The 20,008-nt window shown below is 70.4% G+C and carries 19 protein-coding genes; 4 read left to right on the top strand and 15 right to left on the bottom strand.

Features of this window, described 5'->3' with window-relative positions:
* Nucleotides 1-254: 254 nt before the first annotated feature.
* Complete coding sequence (locus HHX35_RS10775; RefSeq protein ID WP_182898694.1) at nucleotides 255-893, top strand: HD domain-containing protein; 639 nt, start codon at nucleotides 255-257, stop codon at nucleotides 891-893.
* 298 nt (nucleotides 894-1,191) lie between these two features.
* Here HHX35_RS10775 and HHX35_RS10770 read toward each other — a convergent pair whose 3' ends face one another.
* Both HHX35_RS10770 and HHX35_RS10765 read right to left on the bottom strand, forming a co-directional pair.
* Nucleotides 1,192-2,850 (bottom strand): glycoside hydrolase family 44 protein, encoded by a 1,659-nt coding sequence (locus HHX35_RS10770; RefSeq protein WP_220505255.1) that lies wholly within the window; start codon nucleotides 2,848-2,850, stop codon nucleotides 1,192-1,194.
* 760 nt (nucleotides 2,851-3,610) lie between these two features.
* Nucleotides 3,611-4,774: an acyl-CoA dehydrogenase family protein gene (locus HHX35_RS10765; RefSeq protein ID WP_182898693.1), complete on the bottom strand. Its 1,164-nt coding sequence runs from the start codon at nucleotides 4,772-4,774 to the stop codon at nucleotides 3,611-3,613.
* Between the two features lie 224 nt (nucleotides 4,775-4,998).
* Here HHX35_RS10765 and HHX35_RS10760 point away from each other — a divergent pair, with 224 nt between their 5' ends.
* Nucleotides 4,999-6,312, top strand: coding sequence for a UDP-glucose/GDP-mannose dehydrogenase family protein (locus tag HHX35_RS10760; RefSeq protein WP_182898692.1), 1,314 nt, complete (start codon nucleotides 4,999-5,001; stop codon nucleotides 6,310-6,312).
* A 108-nt stretch (nucleotides 6,313-6,420) separates the two neighbouring features.
* Here HHX35_RS10760 and HHX35_RS10755 read toward each other — a convergent pair whose 3' ends face one another.
* Nucleotides 6,421-7,020 carry a TetR/AcrR family transcriptional regulator gene (locus HHX35_RS10755; RefSeq protein WP_182898691.1) on the bottom strand — a complete coding sequence of 200 codons (600 nt, stop codon included), beginning with the start codon at nucleotides 7,018-7,020 and terminating at the stop codon, nucleotides 6,421-6,423.
* A gap of 105 nt (nucleotides 7,021-7,125) precedes the next feature.
* Between HHX35_RS10755 and HHX35_RS10750 the strand changes: the two genes are divergently transcribed.
* The gene (locus HHX35_RS10750; RefSeq protein ID WP_220505253.1) at nucleotides 7,126-8,544 is read left to right on the top strand and encodes an MDR family MFS transporter; all 1,419 of its coding nucleotides are present in this window, start codon (nucleotides 7,126-7,128) and stop codon (nucleotides 8,542-8,544) included.
* 29 nt (nucleotides 8,545-8,573) lie between these two features.
* On the opposite strand, the gene purE is transcribed toward HHX35_RS10750, so the two are convergent.
* The 3 genes from purE to HHX35_RS10735 are packed head-to-tail and all read right to left on the bottom strand — an operon-like array spanning nucleotide 8,574 to nucleotide 11,246.
* A complete protein-coding gene (purE, locus tag HHX35_RS10745) occupies nucleotides 8,574-9,077 on the bottom strand; it encodes a 5-(carboxyamino)imidazole ribonucleotide mutase (protein WP_139573422.1) in 504 nt (167 codons plus the stop codon).
* Complete coding sequence (locus HHX35_RS10740) at nucleotides 9,070-10,236, bottom strand: 5-(carboxyamino)imidazole ribonucleotide synthase (protein ID WP_182898690.1); 1,167 nt, start codon at nucleotides 10,234-10,236, stop codon at nucleotides 9,070-9,072. The genes purE and HHX35_RS10740 overlap by 8 nt, the downstream gene beginning before the upstream one ends.
* Nucleotides 10,237-10,271: 35 nt before the next feature.
* The gene (locus HHX35_RS10735) at nucleotides 10,272-11,246 is read right to left on the bottom strand and encodes a hypothetical protein (protein WP_182898689.1); all 975 of its coding nucleotides are present in this window, start codon (nucleotides 11,244-11,246) and stop codon (nucleotides 10,272-10,274) included.
* 242 nt (nucleotides 11,247-11,488) lie between these two features.
* Here HHX35_RS10735 and HHX35_RS10730 point away from each other — a divergent pair, with 242 nt between their 5' ends.
* The gene (locus tag HHX35_RS10730) at nucleotides 11,489-12,019 is read left to right on the top strand and encodes a GtrA family protein (RefSeq protein WP_182898688.1); all 531 of its coding nucleotides are present in this window, start codon (nucleotides 11,489-11,491) and stop codon (nucleotides 12,017-12,019) included.
* Between the two features lie 16 nt (nucleotides 12,020-12,035).
* Here the strand turns inward: HHX35_RS10730 and HHX35_RS10725 are convergent, their stop codons facing one another.
* The 9 genes from HHX35_RS10725 to HHX35_RS10685 all read right to left on the bottom strand — a co-directional run bounded on the left by HHX35_RS10725 (nucleotide 12,036) and on the right by HHX35_RS10685 (nucleotide 19,922).
* Nucleotides 12,036-13,304 carry a HAMP domain-containing histidine kinase gene (locus HHX35_RS10725; protein ID WP_182898687.1) on the bottom strand — a complete coding sequence of 423 codons (1,269 nt, stop codon included), beginning with the start codon at nucleotides 13,302-13,304 and terminating at the stop codon, nucleotides 12,036-12,038.
* A 35-nt stretch (nucleotides 13,305-13,339) separates the two neighbouring features.
* A complete protein-coding gene (locus HHX35_RS10720; RefSeq protein ID WP_030451323.1) occupies nucleotides 13,340-14,008 on the bottom strand; it encodes a response regulator transcription factor in 669 nt (222 codons plus the stop codon).
* A gap of 271 nt (nucleotides 14,009-14,279) precedes the next feature.
* Nucleotides 14,280-14,762 (bottom strand): bacterioferritin, encoded by a 483-nt coding sequence (bfr, locus tag HHX35_RS10715; protein WP_139573427.1) that lies wholly within the window; start codon nucleotides 14,760-14,762, stop codon nucleotides 14,280-14,282.
* Between the two features lie 13 nt (nucleotides 14,763-14,775).
* A complete protein-coding gene (locus HHX35_RS10710) occupies nucleotides 14,776-14,955 on the bottom strand; it encodes a bacterioferritin-associated ferredoxin (RefSeq protein ID WP_079316362.1) in 180 nt (59 codons plus the stop codon).
* Between the two features lie 133 nt (nucleotides 14,956-15,088).
* On the bottom strand, nucleotides 15,089-16,174 hold the full coding sequence (locus tag HHX35_RS10705) for an S-(hydroxymethyl)mycothiol dehydrogenase (RefSeq protein ID WP_182898686.1): 1,086 nt from the start codon (nucleotides 16,172-16,174) through the stop codon (nucleotides 15,089-15,091).
* Nucleotides 16,175-16,184: 10 nt separating this feature from the next.
* Nucleotides 16,185-17,186 (bottom strand): adenylate cyclase regulatory domain-containing protein, encoded by a 1,002-nt coding sequence (locus tag HHX35_RS10700; RefSeq protein WP_310739004.1) that lies wholly within the window; start codon nucleotides 17,184-17,186, stop codon nucleotides 16,185-16,187.
* 38 nt (nucleotides 17,187-17,224) lie between these two features.
* Entirely contained in the window at nucleotides 17,225-17,737 is a 513-nt protein-coding gene (locus HHX35_RS10695) for a PH domain-containing protein (RefSeq protein ID WP_182898685.1), read from the bottom strand.
* Nucleotides 17,738-17,781: 44 nt separating this feature from the next.
* Nucleotides 17,782-18,627 carry a biotin--[acetyl-CoA-carboxylase] ligase gene (locus HHX35_RS10690; RefSeq protein WP_182898684.1) on the bottom strand — a complete coding sequence of 282 codons (846 nt, stop codon included), beginning with the start codon at nucleotides 18,625-18,627 and terminating at the stop codon, nucleotides 17,782-17,784.
* A 146-nt stretch (nucleotides 18,628-18,773) separates the two neighbouring features.
* A complete protein-coding gene (locus tag HHX35_RS10685; protein ID WP_182898683.1) occupies nucleotides 18,774-19,922 on the bottom strand; it encodes a glycosyltransferase family 9 protein in 1,149 nt (382 codons plus the stop codon).
* Between the last annotated feature and the right edge of the window lie 86 nt (nucleotides 19,923-20,008).

The following is a 20,008-nucleotide window of genomic DNA, read 5'->3' as shown; positions in this document are numbered from 1 at the left end:
TTCATTGGTAGCACATCGTCATCGGAGATCGCGGGGATCCTCCAGCCGCGACCGGACGACGCGAAGTCGCAGGCCACGCGCGGGGCCCTGCTGCGCGACGTGGTCGCGGTGGAGCACCCGGCTGCGATTTCGCCCTGTCTGGATATAGGTGATTCCTGGCCGGACGAAGGCGGCGGCGCACGCCGATCGGCGGGGAGCATGGAAGTCGGACACACGGTCTATAGCCCGACATAATTCCCGGAAGGTCAGGGGTCATGCCAGAGGTCATCGCGGGGTTGGAGATTCCTGAGACAGCGGCGGTCGCCGAAGTGACCGCGCTCATCCAGGAGACGACCAGCCCCCTCATCTACCACCACTCCCGGCGGGTCTACTTCTTCGGCCTGATTCACGCTCACAAGCTCGGTGTGGAACCGGATCCGGAGCTGCTCTACTTGGCGGCCATGTTCCACGACATCGGCCTCCTGACTCCCTTTTCCGATGTCGAGCAGCGCTTCGAGGTAGACGGTGCCGACCATGCGCGCAAGTTCCTCCTGGACCGGGGTTTCTCGACGACCGCCGCCGAGACCGTCTGGACGGCGATCGCGCTGCACACCACGCCGGGCATCCCCGGCCGGATGGCCCCGGAGATCGCGAGCACACACCTCGGCGTCTTGACCGACGCGATCGGCTTCGGCCTGGACGGACTGGAACACGATCAGCTGGGCGAGATTCTCGCCGTCCACCCCCGAGGGGACTTCAAGAACGAGTTTCTGCGCGCCTACGTCGACGGGCTCAAGAACCGCCCGGAAACCACGAACGGCACCGTGAACTCCGACGTGCTCGAGCACTTCATCCCCGGCTTCCGGCGTACGACGACGGTCGAGCGCATCCTCGGCTCGCCCTGGCCGAGTTGACCGCACATCACACGAGGCCCCAACGCCGACGCGTGCTCGTGGTGGCCGACGTTGTCGTCAGCGTTCGCGGCCCTCGGTGAATCGTCGCTGTTCGTAAGCGGAAGGCCGGTCGGCGGCGACAGGCGATCAGCGTCCCGACGGCGCCGAAGCTCGCGAACATCCACGCCGGTCGGATCTTACTGGCGCCGCCGTCCGGTCTTCACAGAGATCCTGCCGCTGGAAACTCTCGCCTGCGAGGTGATTACGCGTCCAGGCCGGGAGAGGTCGGCCGACCAGGGCCGCGCCCTCCCGGGAACCATCAACGCCGATGCCCTGGCAAGACCAGCAGGGTGATCGAATTCGCCGGGTACGTCGCAGCGACCCGGCCCTGGTGCACCATGAGATCGTCACCGCGCACGATCGAGTTGAGATCGGCCGGGCTGTAGGTGAACCGCTGCGCCCTGGCGTTGCCGTGCAGTCCGGCGATCGACAACGGTGAGGTCAGATCACCGCCGGTCTTGTTGATGACCATCAGGGTCAGCGCCTTGTCGCGCGAGCGCTGCGCCCCGTACACCGCAAGCTGCCCTTGATCGCTGCTGGCCGCCGACACGCTCACGTCGCCGAACCGGCTCCCCGCGCCGTCATAGTTGCGATACATCCGGAACGCGTAGGCGCCGGGCTGCGTCGGCTGAGGTTCGCCCCAGATGGTCGCGAGGTCGAGACCCTCACGCCCGAAGATGCCGAGAACGTCGGCCTGCGCCAGGGCGCCGTTGATGTCGTCCAGCGCGCCCCAGTTGTACTCGGTGATCGCGGTCTTCGTGCCGGGGTAGTACTGCGCGACCCACTCCTTCATCTTGCGGATGAACTGCAGCGGCGGCGCGTTCACGCCCGTGGGGCCGATCCAGGACTCCTCGACGTACGTCGGGTCCCACAGCGAACGCGTGGACCGCAGCCGCCACGCGTTGGACTCGGGGTCCTTCCCGCCGTTGATCTGCGGGTAGTAGTGCTGGTCGAAGTAGTTGAGCATGCGCTTGCCGCCGTGCGCGTCGCTGTAGTCCTTCATGTTCTTCAGGAACCACTGCGACAGGTTGAGCCCGCCGTGCGCGGCCGCGTCAGCGCCCGGCGCACATCCGTCCACCCCGGATGCGACCCACTCGCAGTATCCCCAGCCGGACGGGCCGAGCACAGCGGCGCTCGGGTCGGCGGCCTTGATGGCCGCGGCGGTCGCGGTGCTCTTGCTGCCCAGCTCGTCGTACGAGACCGCCTCGGGGTGCACGTCGCGGTGCGTGGAGTTCCACAACACCGGCTCGTTGTCGAGCTCGTAGATCGACACGCCGCCGCGCGCCGCCGTACCGAACTGGCTCACGAGATGCGACACCATCTCGCCGTCGAATGAGGCGTCCACCGGGATCGAGGTGTCCTCGGGCACCGCCCCGGTGAGGTTCGCGTTGTTGAGCCTGCCGTTGCCGCAGCCGGCGTCCCACTGGTCGAATCCGTCCTGAGCGGGGAACCGGCTGGCAGGGAATCCGCAGGCGAACGGGTGCTGGGCGGGCGAGTCCTTGGCCACCCACCCGCTCATCGGCACGGTGACGACCTGTTTGCTGCCGCGGGCCTGGTTGGTCTTGACGAACGCCTCGACCGTGTTGTCGGGCCCGGCGACGATGTTCTCGAAGTACCAGTCGCTTCCCGTGTTGTAGGTGTGGTTCTTGAAGTTGTAACGCGTGCTCGCGTTGCCGCCCCAGCGCGCCACCGGCAGGCCGATCTCGGCGGCGAACGCCGGGTCGGCGCCGTTCATGCCGTAGATGTCCGGACTGATCGGGTGCCGGGCGGCGGACAGGTCCACCGACAACGTAGGACCCGCTGCCGCCGCAGCCGGGTCCAGGGCCGCCTGGGCGGTCAAAGTCCCCGCCACGAAGGACACCGCTACGCCGAGCGTCGTGGCCGATCGCAGCTTCCGCCGCCGTTGAGCACCCATCATCGACGCTCCCGTCAATCGATCTATCGGTCAACAATCGAGGAGCCTGACCGGACGCTTCACTCGAGTCAAGGCGCTGCAGTCGCGCGGCGGCGGGCGGCCAGGCGGAACCGGAGAAACTTGGCCCCCCTGACTTGGTGCGTCTCCAGGTCAAGCCTTGGCCGCCCCGTAACGACCCGGCCGCGGTTCAGGAGGACAGCCTGAAAGTTCCACACACAGCCCACGAATTCGGCCTCTCGGCTGCACGGCGACCTGCAGATCGACTTCGTGGGCTCGGTTGACCTCGTTGGTCGACAACCGCGATCAGTGGACAACGTCACCACCTCGTGGTGTGACCGAAAACAATCAGGGCTGATCGCTTGGTCGGACGAGCGCCTCCATGCGCTGATCGACGCTCACCCCGATCTCTTCCGTCCGGTCCCGGTGATTGCGGCGTCCTGTGGGCTCCGACAAGGCGAACTCTTCGGCCTCGCCCTGGAAGACGTCGACTCGACGAGCAGGTGATCCGGGTCCGCCGACAGATCAAGAAGCTGGGTGCCGACCACGTCTACGCGCTGCCGAAGAACGATCGGGAACGCGTCATGCCGGGCCTATCAAAACAGTGATGGCATGCCCTCCTGACCGCAATGGTGTTGCCCACGACGGTGGGCACCGCACCGTCTCTCACGGAGCGGGGACGGAACAGTGATCGTTAGGAGTCCTGTCAGGACACAGCGAACCCCGCCCGCCCTGAACGGCAGACGGGGTTCTCGCACGTCAGGGGCTACTTGAGGAGCTGGCGGGCCATGACCATGCGCTGGATCTGGTTGGTGCCCTCGTAGATCTGGGTGATCTTGGCATCGCGCATCATGCGCTCGACCGGGAACTCCCGCGTGTAGCCGTACCCTCCCAGCAGCTGGACGGCGTCGACGGTGATCTCCATGGCGGCGTCGGAGGCGGCGCACTTGGCGGCGCTGGAGAAGAACGTGAGGTCCTTGACCCGAGTGCCGTTCATGGCCAGCTCCGACTTGGCGGCGGCGGCGTAGGTGAGCTGGCGGGCGGCCTCCAGCTTCATCGCCATGTCGGCGAGCATGAACTGCAGGCCCTGGAAGTCGGCGATCGGCTTGCCGAACTGCTTGCGCTCCTTGACGTATCCGAGCGCGTAGTCGAGCGCGCCCTGCGCGATGCCGAGCGCCTGGGCGGCGATCGTGATGCGGGTGTGGTCGAGCGTGGCCAGGGCGGTCTTGAACCCGGTGCCCGGCTCGCCGATCATCCGCGAGGCCGGGATGCGGACATTCTCCAGGATGACCTGGCGCGTGGGCGAGCCCTTGATGCCGAGCTTCTTCTCCTTGGCCCCAAACGAGACGCCCTCGTCGTCCTTCTCCACCACGAACGCCGAGATGCCGCGGGCGCCGGCCGAGGGGTCGGTCACGGCCATGACCGTGTAGTACTCCGACACGCCCGCGTTGGTGATCCACATCTTGGTGCCGTTGAGCACGTAGTGGTCGCCGTCGCGCTCGGCCCTGGTCTTCATCGAGGCGGCGTCGGAGCCGGCCTCCGGCTCGGACAGGGCGTAGGAGAACATGCCCTCCCCGCGCGCCACCGGCGTCAGGTAGCGCTGCTTGAGCTCCTCGGACGCCGACAGCAGCAGCGGCACGGTGCCCAGCTTGTTGACGGCCGGGATCAGCGAGGACGAGGCGCACGCGCGGGCGACCTCCTCGATGACGATCACGGTCGCGAGCGCGTCGGCGCCCGCCCCGCCGTACGCCTCGGGGATGTGGACGGCGTGCAGGTCGGCCGCGACGAGGTCCTTGTAGACCTCCCAGGGGAACTCCTCGTTCTCGTCGGCCGCCGCGGCACGCGGGGCGATCTTCTCGTCGGCGAGGGCCCGGACCGTCTCGCGGAGCATCTCGTGCTCCTCAGCGGGGGCGTAGAGAGGGAAGCTCATAACGCCGATACTAGGACGTCCGACTAGAAAGTTACCAGTCAGTACGACCCCCTCCTTGACACAACGCCCTGACAGGGGCGAGGAAGTGATGGCCTGGCGTCGACCTGGCACGTCCGGAGCCGTACCGTGGGGGCCAAGGCTGGTTTGCCCAGGTGGCTCACAGGGCAGTTGACTAGGCCGGTACCATGCCAGATCACAAAGAGTCGGTAAGAGGGGAGCATGCCGTGCCGTACCGCCTCACTGTGCTGGGGACCGGATACCTGGGTGCTACGCACGCGGCGTGCATGGCCGAACTGGGCTTCGAAGTGCTCGGTCTTGACGTGGACCAGAGCAAGATCGAGCGACTGCAGCGCGGCGAGTTGCCGATTCACGAGCCCGGCCTGCAGGAGCTCCTCCAACGCAACCTCGACTCGGGCAGGCTGCGCTTCACCACCTCCTACGAGGAGGTGGCGCAGTTCGGCGACGTCCACTTCATCTGTGTGGGCACGCCCCAGACGAAGGGCGGGTACGCCGCCGACGTCTCCTACCTCGACGCGGTCGTCGAGTCGCTGGCCCCCCACCTCGACCGCGAGTGCCTGGTCGTGGGCAAGTCCACGGTGCCGGTCGGCACCGCCGAGCGCCTCGCGGACAAGCTCGTACGGCTCTCGCCCGCCGGGATGCAGGTCGAGCTGGCCTGGAACCCCGAGTTCTTGCGTGAGGGTTTCGCCGTGCAGGACACGCTCCGCCCCGACCGGATCGTGCTCGGGGTCGCCTCCGAGCGGGCCGAGAAGGTGCTGCGGGACGTCTACGCGCCCCTGGGCGAGGTCCCGATCGTGGTGACCGACTTCCCCACCGCCGAGCTGGTGAAGTCGGCCGCGAACGCGTTCCTGGCCACGAAGATCTCGTTCATCAACGCCATGGCCGAGGTCTGCGAGGCCGCCGGCGGCGACGTCACCCAGTTGTCGCAGGCACTGTCCTACGACGAGCGGATCGGCGGCAGATACCTCAACGCCGGCCTCGGCTTCGGCGGCGGCTGCCTGCCCAAGGACATCAGGGCGTTCACAGCCAGGGCCGACGAGCTCGGCGCCCACCAGGCGCTCGCCTTCCTCCGCGAGGTCGACGAGATCAACCTGCGCCGCCGTGTCCGGACGGTCGACCTCACCCGCGACCTCCTGGGCGGGGCGTTCGACGGCCGCAGGGTCGCGGTGCTGGGAGCGGCGTTCAAACCTAACTCCGACGACATCCGCGACTCGCCGGCGCTCGACGTGGCCGTGAAGATCGCGGAGCAGGGCGGGCAGGTCACGGTCTACGATCCGGCCGCCCTGTCGAACGCGCGGGCGGCCCACCCCCACCTCGGGTACGCCGGGTCGGCCCTGGAGGCCGCGCAGGGGGCCGAGGTCGTGCTGCTGCTCACCGAGTGGCAGGAGTTCGTCGCCCTCGACCCCGAGGAGCTGGGCACGGTCGTCACCGCCCGCACGATCGTCGACGGCCGCAACGCCCTCGACGCGGACACCTGGCGCGAAGCCGGCTGGGACTACCGCGCCCTCGGCCGCCCCTGATCTCCCCGCCGACCACGCCGACCACGCCGACCACGCCGACCCGGCCGACCCGGCCGACCCCGCCGACCGTGCTTGCCCAGGTACGGCCGGGGCGGTCGAGGAGCGCCGTCACCCCGCCCTGAGGCGGACGAGGGGCAGGAAGACGTCGTCGACGATCTCGGCGATGACATCCTCGGAGACCGGTCGCCCGGTCATCAGGAGTTCGTGACGGATCAGGTCGACCGGCAGGTCCGCCAGCCGCGCGGTGATGCGCCGAGGGTCGATCTCCCCGCGCGCGGCGGCGCGGTCGAGGACCTGCTCCATCAGGCGGGGTCCCCCGCGCTCCGCCAGGAGCCGCTCCCGCAGGTCGGCCAAGGTGGAGTCGGTCTCCGCGAAGTATTCGCTCATCTGCATGCTCATCACCACCGCCAACTCGCCGCGCCGCTCCGACATCCAGCGCAGCAGGGCCACGAGGTCGTCGCGGAGAGAACCGGTGTCGGGCACCGCGAACGGGTCCTTCCGGCCGTAGTGGCCGATCGCGGCTATCGCCAGGTCTGCCCGGCTGGCCCAACGGCGGTAGACGACCGGCCGGCTGGTCTGGGCGCGTGCGGCCACGCCCTCGAACGTGAAGCCGCCATAGCCGACGCTGACCAGCTCGTCCCAGGCGGCGTCCAGCAACGCCTCCTCCAACTCGGCCCCGCGCCGCCGGCTTGCGGTCTTCTCTGGCACGACTCCCCCTCAAGATACATGAGTGCATCTTATTGACGACGCGACGTCCGGCCGATTAGATACACGAGTGCATCTAATTGTCGTCCGGAGGTCACCGTGAGCGCCTTGCGGCCATCCCCCGCCCGGGAACGCCTCGACCCGGGATTCGTCCGGCTCTCGCTCGTCATGCTGACCGGCGCCCTCGCCGTCGTCTTCGACACGACGATCGTCAACATCGCACTGGAGACCCTGGGACGGCAACTGCGCGTGCCGGTCTCGACCGTCCAGTGGATCACCACGGGCTACCTGCTCGCCCTCGGCATGGCGGTGCCGACGACGAACTGGCTGACCGGCCGTTTCGGCGGCAAGAAGGTCTGGCTGGCCGCGCTCGCGCTCTTCCTGGCCGGATCCGTCGGCGCGAGCCTCGCCCCGGACGCGACGACCCTGATCGTCTGCCGGGTGGTGCAGGGAGCGGGCGGCGGTCTCATGCTGCCCGTCATGCAGACGCTCCTGGTCCAGGCCGCGAACGGGCGTTCACTCGGCCGCGCCACGGCGGTCATCGCGCTGCCCGCCCTGTTGGGCCCGGTGCTCGGCCCGGTCCTCGGCGGCCTGATCGTCCAGCACCTCACCTGGCGCTGGATCTTCTGGGTCAACGTGCCGTTCTGCCTGGCCGGGCTCGCGCTGGCCTGGCGCTTCATGCCCTCAGGGGAACGCGACCGCGACGCGGCGCTCGACTGGATCGGCCTCGCCCTGTTGTGCCCGGGCATCGCCGCGATCATCTTCGGGCTCTCCCGGGTCGGCGCCGGCGGCGGCTTCGGCCACGCCGAGGTGCTCCTGCCGCTCGTCGCGGGCGCCACGCTCGTCGCCTGCTTCGCCGTACGAGCACTCAGGACGGACGGCACACCGCTCGTCGACGTGCGGCTGCTGGGGAACTCCTCGTTCAGTGCGGCGAGCGCGTTGATGTTCCTGTCGGGCTTCGTCCTGTACGGCGCGATGCTGCTGATCCCTCTCTACTTCCAGCAGGTGGGCGGCCGGGACGCGGTCACGGCCGGCCTCCTGCTCGCCCCGCAGGGCATAGGCGTGCTGCTGAGCAGGGGACCGGCCGGCACGCTCACCGACCGCCTGGGCGCGCGCCCGGTCACGGCCGTGGGCCTGGCGGTCACGGCGCTGGGGACGCTGCCGTTCGCCTGGGCCGGACCGGGCATCGAGACGTGGTGGCTCGTCGCCGCGCTGGTCGTGCGCGGCATCGGCCTCGGCGCCGTCACGATTCCCATCATGACCAGCGCGTACGAGGGACTCGCCCGCGACCGGGTGCCGCATGCCAGCGTGATCACGAGGACCCTGCAGCAGATCGGCGGCTCGTTCGGCACCGCCGTGCTGGCCGTGGTCCTCGACAGCGAACTCGCCCGTCATCCCGGCGGGCCGCCGGACACCGCGGCGGCCTTCGGCCACACGTTCTGGTGGTCCGTCGGCTTCACGGTGCTCGCACTGGCCGTGTCGGCGTGGCTGCCCTCCCGGCTCACCCGCCGCGCGACCGGTCGCTGACCGCGCCGGGTCTACCGACCGAGCTGTGCCTACTGACCGAGTTGGGCCGCCTCTGCGCGCAGGCGCTCGCCCTTGGCGTGGGCCTGGTCCCGCAGGGTGTCCTGGAACTCCTCCATCCGCCGCCGCAGCCCCTCGTCCGACGCCGCCAGGATCCGTACGGCGAGCAGCCCCGCGTTGCGGGCCCCGCCGACGGCGACGGTCGCCACGGGCACCCCGGCCGGCATCTGGACGATCGACAGCAGCGAGTCCATGCCGTCCAGATACTTCAGCGGCACCGGGACGCCGATCACGGGCAGCGGGGTGACCGAGGCCAGCATGCCCGGCAGGTGGGCCGCGCCGCCCGCACCCGCGATGATCACCTTCAGTCCGCGCCCGGCGGCGCGGGAGCCGTACTCGATCATTTCCGCGGGCATGCGGTGCGCCGACACCACGTCGGCCTCGAAGGACACGCCGAACTCCGCGACCGCCTCGGCGGCCTGCCGCATCACCGGCCAGTCCGAGTCGCTCCCCATGACGATCCCGACGTCAGGCATCCACAGGTCCTCTCAGGCAGGTGACGGCGTGGTGAGCGCGGGCCCGCACCTCGTCGAGGTCGGTCCCGAGGGCGGTGACGTGCCCGATCTTGCGGCCGGGCCGGACGTCCTTGCCGTAGAAGTGAATCTTGATGCCCGGGTCGTTGGCCATCACGTGCTCATACCGGGAGTACACGTCGGGGTCGGGCCCGCCGAGCAGGTTGGCCATGACGACGACCGGCGCGGTCATCGACGGCGACCCGAGCGGCAGATTGAGCACGGCCCGCAGGTGCTGCTCGAACTGCGAGGTGCGGGCACCCTCGATCGTCCAGTGGCCGCTGTTGTGGGGGCGCATGGCCAGCTCGTTGACCATGAGCCCGGACTTCGTGACGAACATCTCGACCGCGAGGAGCCCGGTCACGCCGAGGTCGCGGGCGATCGTGAGCGCGACACGCTGGGCGTCCGCCGCCTGCTCCTCACCAAGGCCGGGCGCGGGCGCGATGACCTCGACGCAGATGCCGTCCTTCTGCACGGTCTCGACCACGGGGTAGCTGACGCCCTGGCCGTGCGCGGACCGGGCCACCAGCACGGCGACCTCCCGCTCGAACGGGACGAACGCCTCGGCCAGCAGGGCCACACCGGTGCCGAGCACCTCGCGCGCCTCGTCGGGGGTCTCGCAGACCCACACGCCCCGGCCGTCGTAGCCGCCGCGCACGGCCTTCAGCACGACCGGCCAGCCGTGCTCCTCGGCGAACGTCTCCACACCGGCCAGGTCCTCGACGCGGGCCCAGGCCGGGCAGGGCGCGCCGATCTCGGTGAGCCGCTCCCGCATGACCGCCTTGTCCTGCGCGTGGACCAGGGCGTCCGCCCCGGGATGTACGGCGTGGCCGTCGGCGGTCAGGGCCCGGATGTGCTCGGTCGGCACGTGCTCGTGGTCGAAGGTGACGGCGTCGCACCCCTTCGCGAACTCCCGGAGATCGGAGAGGTCGCGGTAGTCGCCGAGCCGGGTGTCCACGATCACCTTGGCGGCGCTCTCGTCACGGGTGTTCGCGAGCACGCGCAGGTCGATGCCGAGCGCGATCGCGGCCTGCTGCGTCATCCTCGCCAGCTGGCCCGCGCCGACCATGCCCACCACGGGCGCGGTCACGGGTGCGGAAGGGGGAACGTTCGAGCTGTTCACGACAGGTCAGCCTACCTATTGCGCGAGGAAAACCGTCAGCCGGAGCCCTCGGCGAGATCGGCGAGGACCCGGCGCATGCCGACCGTCGTCATCGTGTTGTCCTTCGCCACCCTGGTGGCCAGCACCAGGATCTCGCTGCCGGTGACGGTCGTGGCCGCGCCGCCCGTGAAGGCGCGTACGTCGGCGGCCCGGTAGCGGGGGTGGACGAGGGAGTGACGGCCCGAGCCCGGCTTCTGGGTGAAGACGACGCGCAGCGCGTGGAACACCAGCGATCCGCCGCCGGGCAGCGCGAGCGCGCGGGCCGGTCCCTCGATGCGCACGTCGGTGGACAGGTGATCGGGACGGACCCTGCCGGGGGCGCGGACCAGTTCCGCGAGAAGGCGGCGCATGGGATCGCCGGAGGCGAAGCGCACCCCGCTGACCCCGTCCCCGTTCACCCCGGCGGGATCGGTCAGGAACGCGACGTGCCGGGTGGGCGCGAGCCGCGCCCCGACGGCCGCGTCCGGGTCGGCCGCGGCGTCGATCGCCTCGCCGTCCACGCCGCCCTCCACCTCAGGCGCCTTGCCGACGAGCGGGATCGGCCCGGCGCCGAGCCGCCATCGGCCGTCCGCCCGTACGAAGACGAAGTAGGCCGGCTCGGGCTTGCGGGCGAGCACGGCGAACCAGGCGCCGTCCTCGCCGTCCTCCCGGGCGGGCAGCAGGAACTCCGGATCCCGATAGGCACGGAAGGCGGGCACCGGGCGGCCCTCGCGGGCGGCCGCGCAGACGCGGCTCCCGACGGTGCTCTCCACACCGGTCGTGAGCTGCTCGATCTCGGCGCAGTCCCGGTCCTTCCAGGCGCCGGACAGGCCGCCGAGGCCGTCGAAGGCCGCCTGCGCGTCGGCTGCGGTGATCTCGACCGTCGCCGGGGACGTGGTGCCTGGCTCGGCCGGGGTCTCGCGCACGCCCTCGGTCCCACACCCCGCGAGCAGGACGAGGCCGAGACCGAGGGCCGTGAGTCTGCGCAACACGAGAAAGGCCACCCCTCCAGAACGCGCACCTCCCCGAACGAAGTGATCCTGGTCGGGCGAGAGCGTAGTGCGAAGAGCGCCCGCTCATCCCACATAGCAGGATTTTTCTTGAAATGTTCTTTGATGACCTGGGACGAAGCGGGCGAAGGTTGCGGCAAGACCCCGATTTGTGCTTGCTACCGGTAGCCTGAGAAGACCTCGCCGCCGGCCATGGCCGCCGATCAGGAAGGACCGTGCGGGACGTGCAGTTTCTACGACGTGCCTACGAGCGGTTCGCCGCGCTCATCCACGAGTTGATCAAGTTCGGCCTGGTGGGCGCGATCGCGTTCGTCATCGACTTCGGCGGCACGAACGTGCTGCGGTTCGGCGTCGGCATGGGCCCGCTGTTCTCGAAGGTCGTGGCCACGATCGTCGCCGCCACGTTCGCGTACTTGGGAAACCGCTTCTGGACCTACCGGCATCGGGAGCAGAGCGGCCTGGCACGCGAGTACGTCCTGTTCTTCCTGCTGAACGGCATCGGGCTGCTGCCCCCGCTGCTCATCATCGGCTTCGTGACCTACTCGCTGGGCCTGCACGACGCGGTGAGCTACAACATCGCCCAGTTCGTCGGCGTGGGGCTCGGCACGCTGTTCCGCCTCTGGTCGTACAAGAAGTGGGTGTTCCTTGCGGCCCCTGAGCTGGCCGAGGAGCCCGTCGAGGCGGCCGTCGAGAGGGTCGGCGCGCGGCCCCACCCCGACGTGAAGGCACAAGCCGACCCCCTCACCACCAGCTGAACCCTCAGCTGAACCGTCAGGCGGGGCCGCTCACGACACGATGACGTCCACTGTCGCGGGTGTGGCGTAAGAAGATGGCGAAGGTCGCCGGGCGGCGCTTGACCAGCTCAAGCCGCCCGCCGTCGGCCGCCACCAGGGCACGGGCGAGGGTGAGCCCCAGGCCGGTGCCCCCTCCCCCGCTCACGCTCCGCTCGAACACCCGGTGGCCGAGGGCCTCCGGGATGCCCGGGCCCTCGTCGGCCACCTCGATCACCACAGACCTGCCCGTACTCGATGTGTTGATCGTCAGCACGCCGTCGCCGTGCTTGAGGGAGTTCTCCAGCAGGGTGGACAGCACCTGGCTGAGCCCGCCGGTCGTGCCGAGCGCGCTGAGGCCCCGGTCGCCCGCGAGCACCAGCGACCGGTGGGCGCGGCGGAACGCCGGCTCCCACTCGGTGATCTGCTGGCCCACCACGTCGTCCACGTCGATCGGCGCCGCCTGGGCATGACGCTGGCGGCGGGCGGCGGCCAGCAGTTCGTCGATCACGGCGGTCAGCCGCTCGACCTGCACGACCGCGGCCTCGCCCTCCTCGCGGACCACCTCGGGCTGGTCGGCCGCCGCGACGATCTCCTCCAGGCGCATGCTCAGGCCGGTCAGCGGCGTGCGCAGCTGATGGGAGGCGTCGGTCGCGAACTCGCGCTCCCGCGCGAGCAGGTCGGAGATCCGCAGCGCGCTGCGGTCCAGCACCTCGGCCACGAGATCCAGCTCTGGGATCCCGTAACGGTGCTTGCTCGGCCTCGCGTCGCCCGAGCCCAGCCGCTCGGCGATCCTGGTGAGATCTTGGAGCGGCAGGTTCAGGCGACGCGAGGTGACGGTGGCCAGCCCGATCGCGGCCCCGAGGGCCACGACCGCGAGCGCGATGATGAGCACCAGCCGCGCCTGGGTGTCCTGGTGGATCTGGGCCGCGTCGCGGCTGACGCGTACGTAACCGTTCTCGGAGCGCGCCTCCTCGGTCAGATCACGGCCTGCCGGCGGAGGCGAGCCCACGACGATCGGCGGTTTCCCGCGGACGAACACCTGGAGGTATCGGTCCGGGTAGTTCCGCGCGAGCTGGTCAGGACTGATCCCCTGCCCCTGGCTGAGGGAGTACTCCACTCCGAGCAGCAGCCGGCCCGCGTCCGTTCTGAGCTCCTGGGCGACCTCGTCGCTGATCAAGCGCACGACGACCACACCCAGGGGCACGCCTAACAGCAGTACCGCGATGACCGCGACGAGCAGCATGGAGGAAAGCAGGCGCCGGCGCACGTGCTAGCCCCTCCCCCGCAACCGCCCCACGGCGGCTACTCGCGCTCGAAACGGAAGCCGACCCCTCGGACGGTCGTGATGTAGCGCGGCTTGGCCGCGTCGTCGCCGAGCTTGCGGCGCAGCCACGAGATGTGCATGTCGAGTGTCTTCGTCGACCCCCACCAGTTCGTGTCCCACACCTCGCGCATGATCTGCTCGCGGGTGACGACCTTGCCCGCGTCCCGTACGAGCACGCGCAGCAAATCGAACTCCTTGGTGGTCAGGTGCAGTTCCTTGTCTCCCATCCAGGCCCGGCGGGAGTCGGCGTCGATGCGGACGCCTTGCACCACCGGGGTCTCCGATGTTCCGCGCCGGAGCAGGGCCCGCACGCGGGCGAGCAGTTCTGCGAGGCGGAACGGCTTGGTGACGTAGTCATCGGCCCCGGCGTCGAGACCGACGACGGTGTCGACTTCGTCGACACGGGCGGTGAGGATCAGGACCGGAGTCCCGTGTCCCTCCGCGCGTATGCGGCGCGCGACCTCCAGCCCGTCCATCTCTGGAAGGCCGAGGTCGAGAACAATCAGGTCGACGCCCCCCGACAAGGCCCTCTCCAGGGCCTGCGGGCCATCGGGGCTCACCTCCACCTGATAGCCCTCCCGGCGCAGGGCTCGCGCCAGCGGCTCGGAAATCGAGGTGTCATCCTCGGCGAGAAGTACGCAGGTCATGGTGCGATCGTAGGACCTTGTGCGATCGTTTCCCGGCTACAGCGCGCCTTTTGACTTGTCGTTGACTCATCAATTGACCTGGGCAAACACTGATAAATCCGGGATAGTCAGCACGCAAGCGGCGCGATCTTCCGCCTCATTCTCGACCATTCCGAACTTCGTCGCTGGAAAGCGGATAATGGCGCGAAAAACGCCCGCCGAAACGATGACGACGGGCGTTGTCCATCTGATTTCCCGTGCGACCGGGAGCGACGGCCGGGAGAGCACCGGCTCAGGAGGACGACGGCGGCTCCGCGTACCGCTGGAGGTACAGCTGCTCGCCCAGGCTCTCCAGGAGGCCCAGCTCGGTCTCCAGGTAGTCGATGTGGTGCTCCTCGTCGGCCAGGATGCGCTCGAAGAGCGTGGCCGAGGTGATGTCCCCCCGCTCCCGCATGAGGGCGATGCCGGGCCGCAGCCGCTTGACCACGCCCAGCTCCAGATCCAGGTCGGCCTGAAGCTGCTCCCTGACGGTCTGGCCGATGTGGAGGGTGTTCAGCTTCTGGTAGTTCGGCAGACCCTCCAGGAACAGGATCCGGTCGGTGAGTTCCTCCGCGTGCCGCATCTCGTCGATGGACTCCGCCCGCGTGATGGCGGCGAGCTTCGTATATCCCCAGTTCTCCTGCAGCTTGGCGTGCAGGAAGTACTGGTTGATGGCGGTCAGCTCGGAGGTGAGCTGCTCGTTGAGCAGCGCGATGATCTCTTTGTCGCCCTGCATAAGCTTCCTCGATCTATGCGCTGGTGACCAGGTCCTCTGACCGTTTCAGGATCGCACAGATCTTCCGGACGCAAGACGCGCAGTCCCCCCCTGCACCGGTGGCATCGCGCACCTGGCGAGCCGTCCTCGCCCCCTCGGCGATGCAGTCGTGCACCTCGCTCTCGGTGACCGCGCGGCAGATGCAGACGTACATGGGTCGCCTCTCAGGGATCATGAGGAAGGTTAGGCATACCTAAGATAACTCACTTTGGTAAGGCTTGCCTATGTGATCCAAGGCACAGAAAAGGGCGGCACTCCGCAATGAAGCGCCGCCCCTCGCCTGAGCGTCAGAGCATCACGACCGACCTCAGCACCTCCCCGCGGTGCATCTTGCCGAAGGCCTCCTCGACCTGGTCGAGACCGATGGTCTCGGAGACGAACCCGTCGAGGTCGAGCCGTCCCTGCAGGTAGAGGTCGATCAGCATGGGGAAGTCACGGCTGGGCAGGCAGTCGCCGTACCAGGAGGACTTGAGCGCGCCGCCGCGGCCGAAGACGTCGAGCAGCGGCAGTTCGAGCTGCATCTCCGGCGTCGGCACGCCGACGAGCACGACGGTCCCGGCCAGGTCGCGGGCGTAGAAGGCCTGCTTGTACGTCTCGGGACGGCCCACCGCCTCGATCACGACGTCGGCGCCGAACCCGCCGGTCAGCTCGCGGATGGCCTCCACCGGGTCGGTCTCGCGCGAGTTGACGGTGTGCGTGGCGCCGAAGCCGCGAGCCCAGTCGAGCTTGCGGTCGTCCACGTCGACCGCGACGATCGTCCGGGCCCCGGCGAGCTGCGCGCCCGCGATGGCCGCGTTGCCCACGCCGCCGCAGCCGATCACCGCGACCGTGTCGCCCCGGGTCACGCCGCCGGTGTTGATCGCGGCCCCGAGGCCGGCCATCACGCCGCAGCCGAGCAGGCCTGCGACGGCCGGCTTGGCCGCCGGGTTGACCTTCGTGCACTGCCCGGCCGCCACCAGGGTCTTCTCCAGGAAGGCCCCGATGCCGAGCGCCGGGCTGAGCACGGTGCCGTCGGCCAGGGTCATCTTCTGCGCCGCGTTGTGGGTGTTGAAGCAGTACCACGGCCGTCCCCGCAGGCACGCGCGGCACTGCCCGCACACCGCCCGCCAGTTGAGGATCACGTAGTCGCCGGGCTCGACCTCGGTCACGCCCTCGCCGACCGCCTCGACGACGCCCGCGGCCTCGTGGCCCAGCAGGAACGGGAACTCGTCGTTGATGCCGCCCTCGCGGTAGTGGAGGTCGGTGTGGCAGACCCCGCAGGCCTGCACGTTCACGACGGCCTCGCCGGGCCCCGGGTCCGGCACGACGACCGTCTCCAGCGTCACCGCCTCTCCCTTGCCGCGCGCCACCACGCCCTGGACTTCGTACGGCATGTCCTGCACCTCAACTCTCTCGGCTGGATCTCCTCAGAACATACGGCTCCACCACGCCGAGCCCACGGGCGGGACGGCGGCGGAGTTTGACCAGGTCGACGCCGGGCGCCCCGGCGAGGCCCGCGGCCAGCTCGCTGTCGGCCAGGATCGTGCCGGGCCTGGCGATGGCCGTCAGCCGGGCCGCCAGGTTGACGGTCGTGCCGAAGACGTCGCCCATCGCCGGGAGCACCGGGCCGTACGCCAGCCCGACCCGCACGTCGGGCCCTTCGGCGTCCCGTTTCAGCTCGTCGAGCAGGTCGAGGGCGATGAGGGCCGCGGTCCTCGGGTCGGCGGCGGTGAAGAGCACCTCGTCGCCGAGCGTCTTGACCAGCCGGCCGTCGTGGGCGGCGATCACGTCGGAGGCCCGCGACTCGAACCCCTCGACCAGGTCGGCCAGCGCCAGCTCGTCCAGCTCCCGGGACACGCGGGTGAAGGCGACGAGGTCGGCGAACCCGACCCCGAGCCTCGGCCTGGTCGGCGAGACGTCCTCGCCGGGTTCGGCGAGGGAGACCAGCCGGCCGGCGGTCGCGGCGAGCTGGGAGCGCCAGACGTGCACCAGCGTCTGCTCGAAGTCCGGCAGCAGGCGGCTGACCGTGTCCATCACCTGCCGCAGCGCGTCCTCCCCCGCCCGCGCGCCGGGCTCGATCAGCGCGTCGACCATGATCTCGGCCTGCCACTGGGCGAGCCGCGCGGTCGTACGGCCGAGGGCCCTGGCCATGCGGATGACGGTCCGCTCGTCGAGCATCTCCGCGTCGAGCAGGTCGCGGATGCGGTGCAGGGCCGCCAGGTCGGCCTCGGTGAACGCGACGGCGTCGTCGGCGAACGTGGCGAAGCCGAGGGCCCGCCAGATCCGCGCCGCCAGGTCCTGCGGGATGCCGGCCGCCTCGGCGACCTGCCTCCGCGTGTAGGCCGGCGCCGGCCCCAGGAACAGCCGCCGCATGTCGTCGGCACCGGGCCGCCCGCTGATGTCCACGTCCCCCTCCCCCGCACGGCGCGTGGGCCGCGCCGCGTTCAGTCCCCGTCGATGTTCCCGTCAGCGGCATCCTCCACCAGCCGGAACAGCTCGTGCCGCACACGCTGGATCTGGGGGATGTCGCGGTAGTCGATGTCGCCCTTCTCCGACGCCGACTCGACCCGGAGCGTGCCGCATCCCAGGACGCGCTCCAAGAGCCGCTGGTCGGAGCTCACGCTGCTCACCTTGGCCAGCGGGATGTCGTCCTCCGACTTGTTCAGCACTCCCGTGCTGATCGCGAAGCGGTGCGAGGTCAGCGTGTAGGACGTCGTCACCCAGCGCAGATAGGGGACGATCGTCCACAGGACCAGCGCAACGAAGGCGACCACGGCCACCGCGCCGCGGGCGTACCCCGCGTACTCGTAGTCGCCGGGGATGAGGACGAAGGCCGCGACGGCGGCGGCCAGCACGACGATGAGAGCCAGGACCGGAAGGATCAGACGCTTCCAGTGCGGATGGAACGATAGAACGACCCGCTCGCCGTCGGCCAGGTATTGATCGGGAAGACCCATGGCGCAAATCGTGACACGATCGCCGGTGGATTGCATGCGTTCGCTCAGCCCGCGGCGCCGTTCTCCCGGGACGTGTCGCGGCGGACGTGGACGACGTCGCCCGCGCTGAGCGTGTGCTCTCCGTCTCCGGCGCGTACGAGCAGGTGGCCGGACGCGTCGACGCCGGTCGCCAGGCCGGTCAGCACCCGCTCGCCGGGCAGTTCGATCCTGACCTCCTGCCCCACGGTGGACGACCGGGCGAGGTAGGCGGCACGCAGGCCAGAGGCGTCCGCGTCGCCGTCGGCGGCCTTCCAGTCGCGGTAGTGCGACTCGACCTCCCGCAGGATCGCGCGCAGCAGCGGGTCGCGGTCGGTGCAGGCGGCGTTCTCGACGGCGAGGGATGTGGCCCGCTCCACGGGCAGTTCCTCCGGCGGCAGGGAGACGTTGAGCCCCATGCCGACGACCACCATGCGGTCCACCCGCTCGGCCAGGATCCCGGCGAGCTTGCGCTCCCCCACCATGAGGTCGTTGGGCCACTTGAGCCGCACGTCGACCTCCGCGATCCGCCGTACGGCCGAGGCGGCGGCGAGACCGACCAGCAGCGCCAGCCAGCCCTGCCGGGCGAGCGGCACCTCCGGCCGCAGCAGCATCGAGAACGTCAGCCCCGAGCGCGGCGGCGCCGTCCACGGGCGCCCGAGCCTGCCCCGGCCGGCGAACTGCGACTCCGCGACCAGCACGGCGCCCTCCGCCGGGCTCTCGCGCACGGTCCTGGCCAGGTCGGCGTTGGTGGACCCGGTCCGCTCGACGACGCGTACGGACGACCACAGCGAGCCTGGGCGGACCAGCGCCCTGGTCAGCGCGGTCTCGGACAGCGGGGGCCGGTCGAGATCGGCGTACGGCGAGTCGGGCACGCACCCAGGCTATCGGCCCCCGGGCCGCCTCCGCCGCCACGCCGTCCGTCAGCCGGAACCCGCGGGTCCGATCATCGGCAGGACCGGCCCGCGGGCACGGACTCCAGGGCGCGCATCCGCCGGAGCCGGGCGGCGAGGGGCCGTCGTCATCGGGCGTCCCGCGTGCCCGCCGGCGTCTGCCACCAGGGGCCGCCGCGCTCGTCTGCCAGGCGCAGCGCCTCGGCGGCGACCTGCTCGGGCGGGATGTCGAGGCAGTCGAGGGCGAAGGGGCAGGCGAGCTGGCGGCAGGGCGAGCAGGCGGTGGGCACCGTGAGGATCGACGCCGGGCCGAACCGCGGCCGATACTGCTCCACCTGCTCGGTGCCGGCGAACAGCACGACCACGGGCGTGCCGAGCGCGCTGGCCAGGTGGGCCCCGCCGCTGTTGTTGCACACGACCACGTCGACGGCGTCGATGAGCGCCGCCAGGACCGGTACGTCGAACCGGCCCGGCAGCAGGACCGCACCGGGCACCCCGGCGCCGGTGGCCTCGACGAGCGGCGCCTCCCTGGCCGTGCCCGCCACGAGGACCCGCAGCCCGGCGGCCGTCAGCAGCCCTGCCACCCGGGCGAACCGGTCGGCCGGGTAGCGCCGCGCGGAGCAGGAGGCTCCCGGAAGGATGAGCGCGCAGGGCCGCCTTCCGCGACCGTCGGCGTGGCCGTCCCCTCCTGGCCGGCCGTCGAGCAGGCGGCGGGCCGCACCGGCCGCCTCGGCGGGCACGCGCACGCGGAGCCTGCCCTCGACCGGAGGGACGCCCGCCCGTTCGAGGAGGTGCAGCGCGCGGTCCACCTGATGGGTCTCGTCCGGCGGCGAGGGCACCCAGTGGGTCAGCCCCGCCCCGCCGAACTCCTTGGACATGCCGACCCGTACGGGCACCCCGGCGAGCCGGCAGAGGTACGCGGCCGGCCAGGGGGCCTGGGAGAACGAGGTCAGGATCACCGCCGCTTCGTAGCCGCCCCACCCGATCCGCTCGACGAGATCCAGGTCGTCGGTGACCGGGACCTCCTCCCCGCCCGTCTTCTGCCACGAGACCGAGGCGGTGAGCACGCCGTCCACCTCGGGGAGCAGCGCGGCCGCGGCGGCGCCCGCGGGGGCGGCCAGCAGATCGAGCCGGGCGCGGGGAGCGGCCCGCCGCAGCGCCCGCAGCGCCGGGCCCGCCATCACGACGTCGCCGAGGTTGTCGGGGCGGATCACGAGCACGCGGGCGAGCCCCCACCACGGGACCGGTGGGCCTGCGAGCGCCGCGGGATGCTCCATCTCCTGCGCGTACCCCTCAAAAACTGCACATAAAGCCCCATAAAAGCACGGTTTGCCCTGAAACTCCCTCGGGCACCTCCGGGGCA

Source organism: Microbispora sp. H10830 (assembly GCF_014161375.1).
Taxonomy (GTDB): domain Bacteria; phylum Actinomycetota; class Actinomycetes; order Streptosporangiales; family Streptosporangiaceae; genus Microbispora; species Microbispora catharanthi.
Note: the sequence above shows the minus strand (reverse complement) of the source record. Positions and strands in the feature narration are given on the sequence as shown.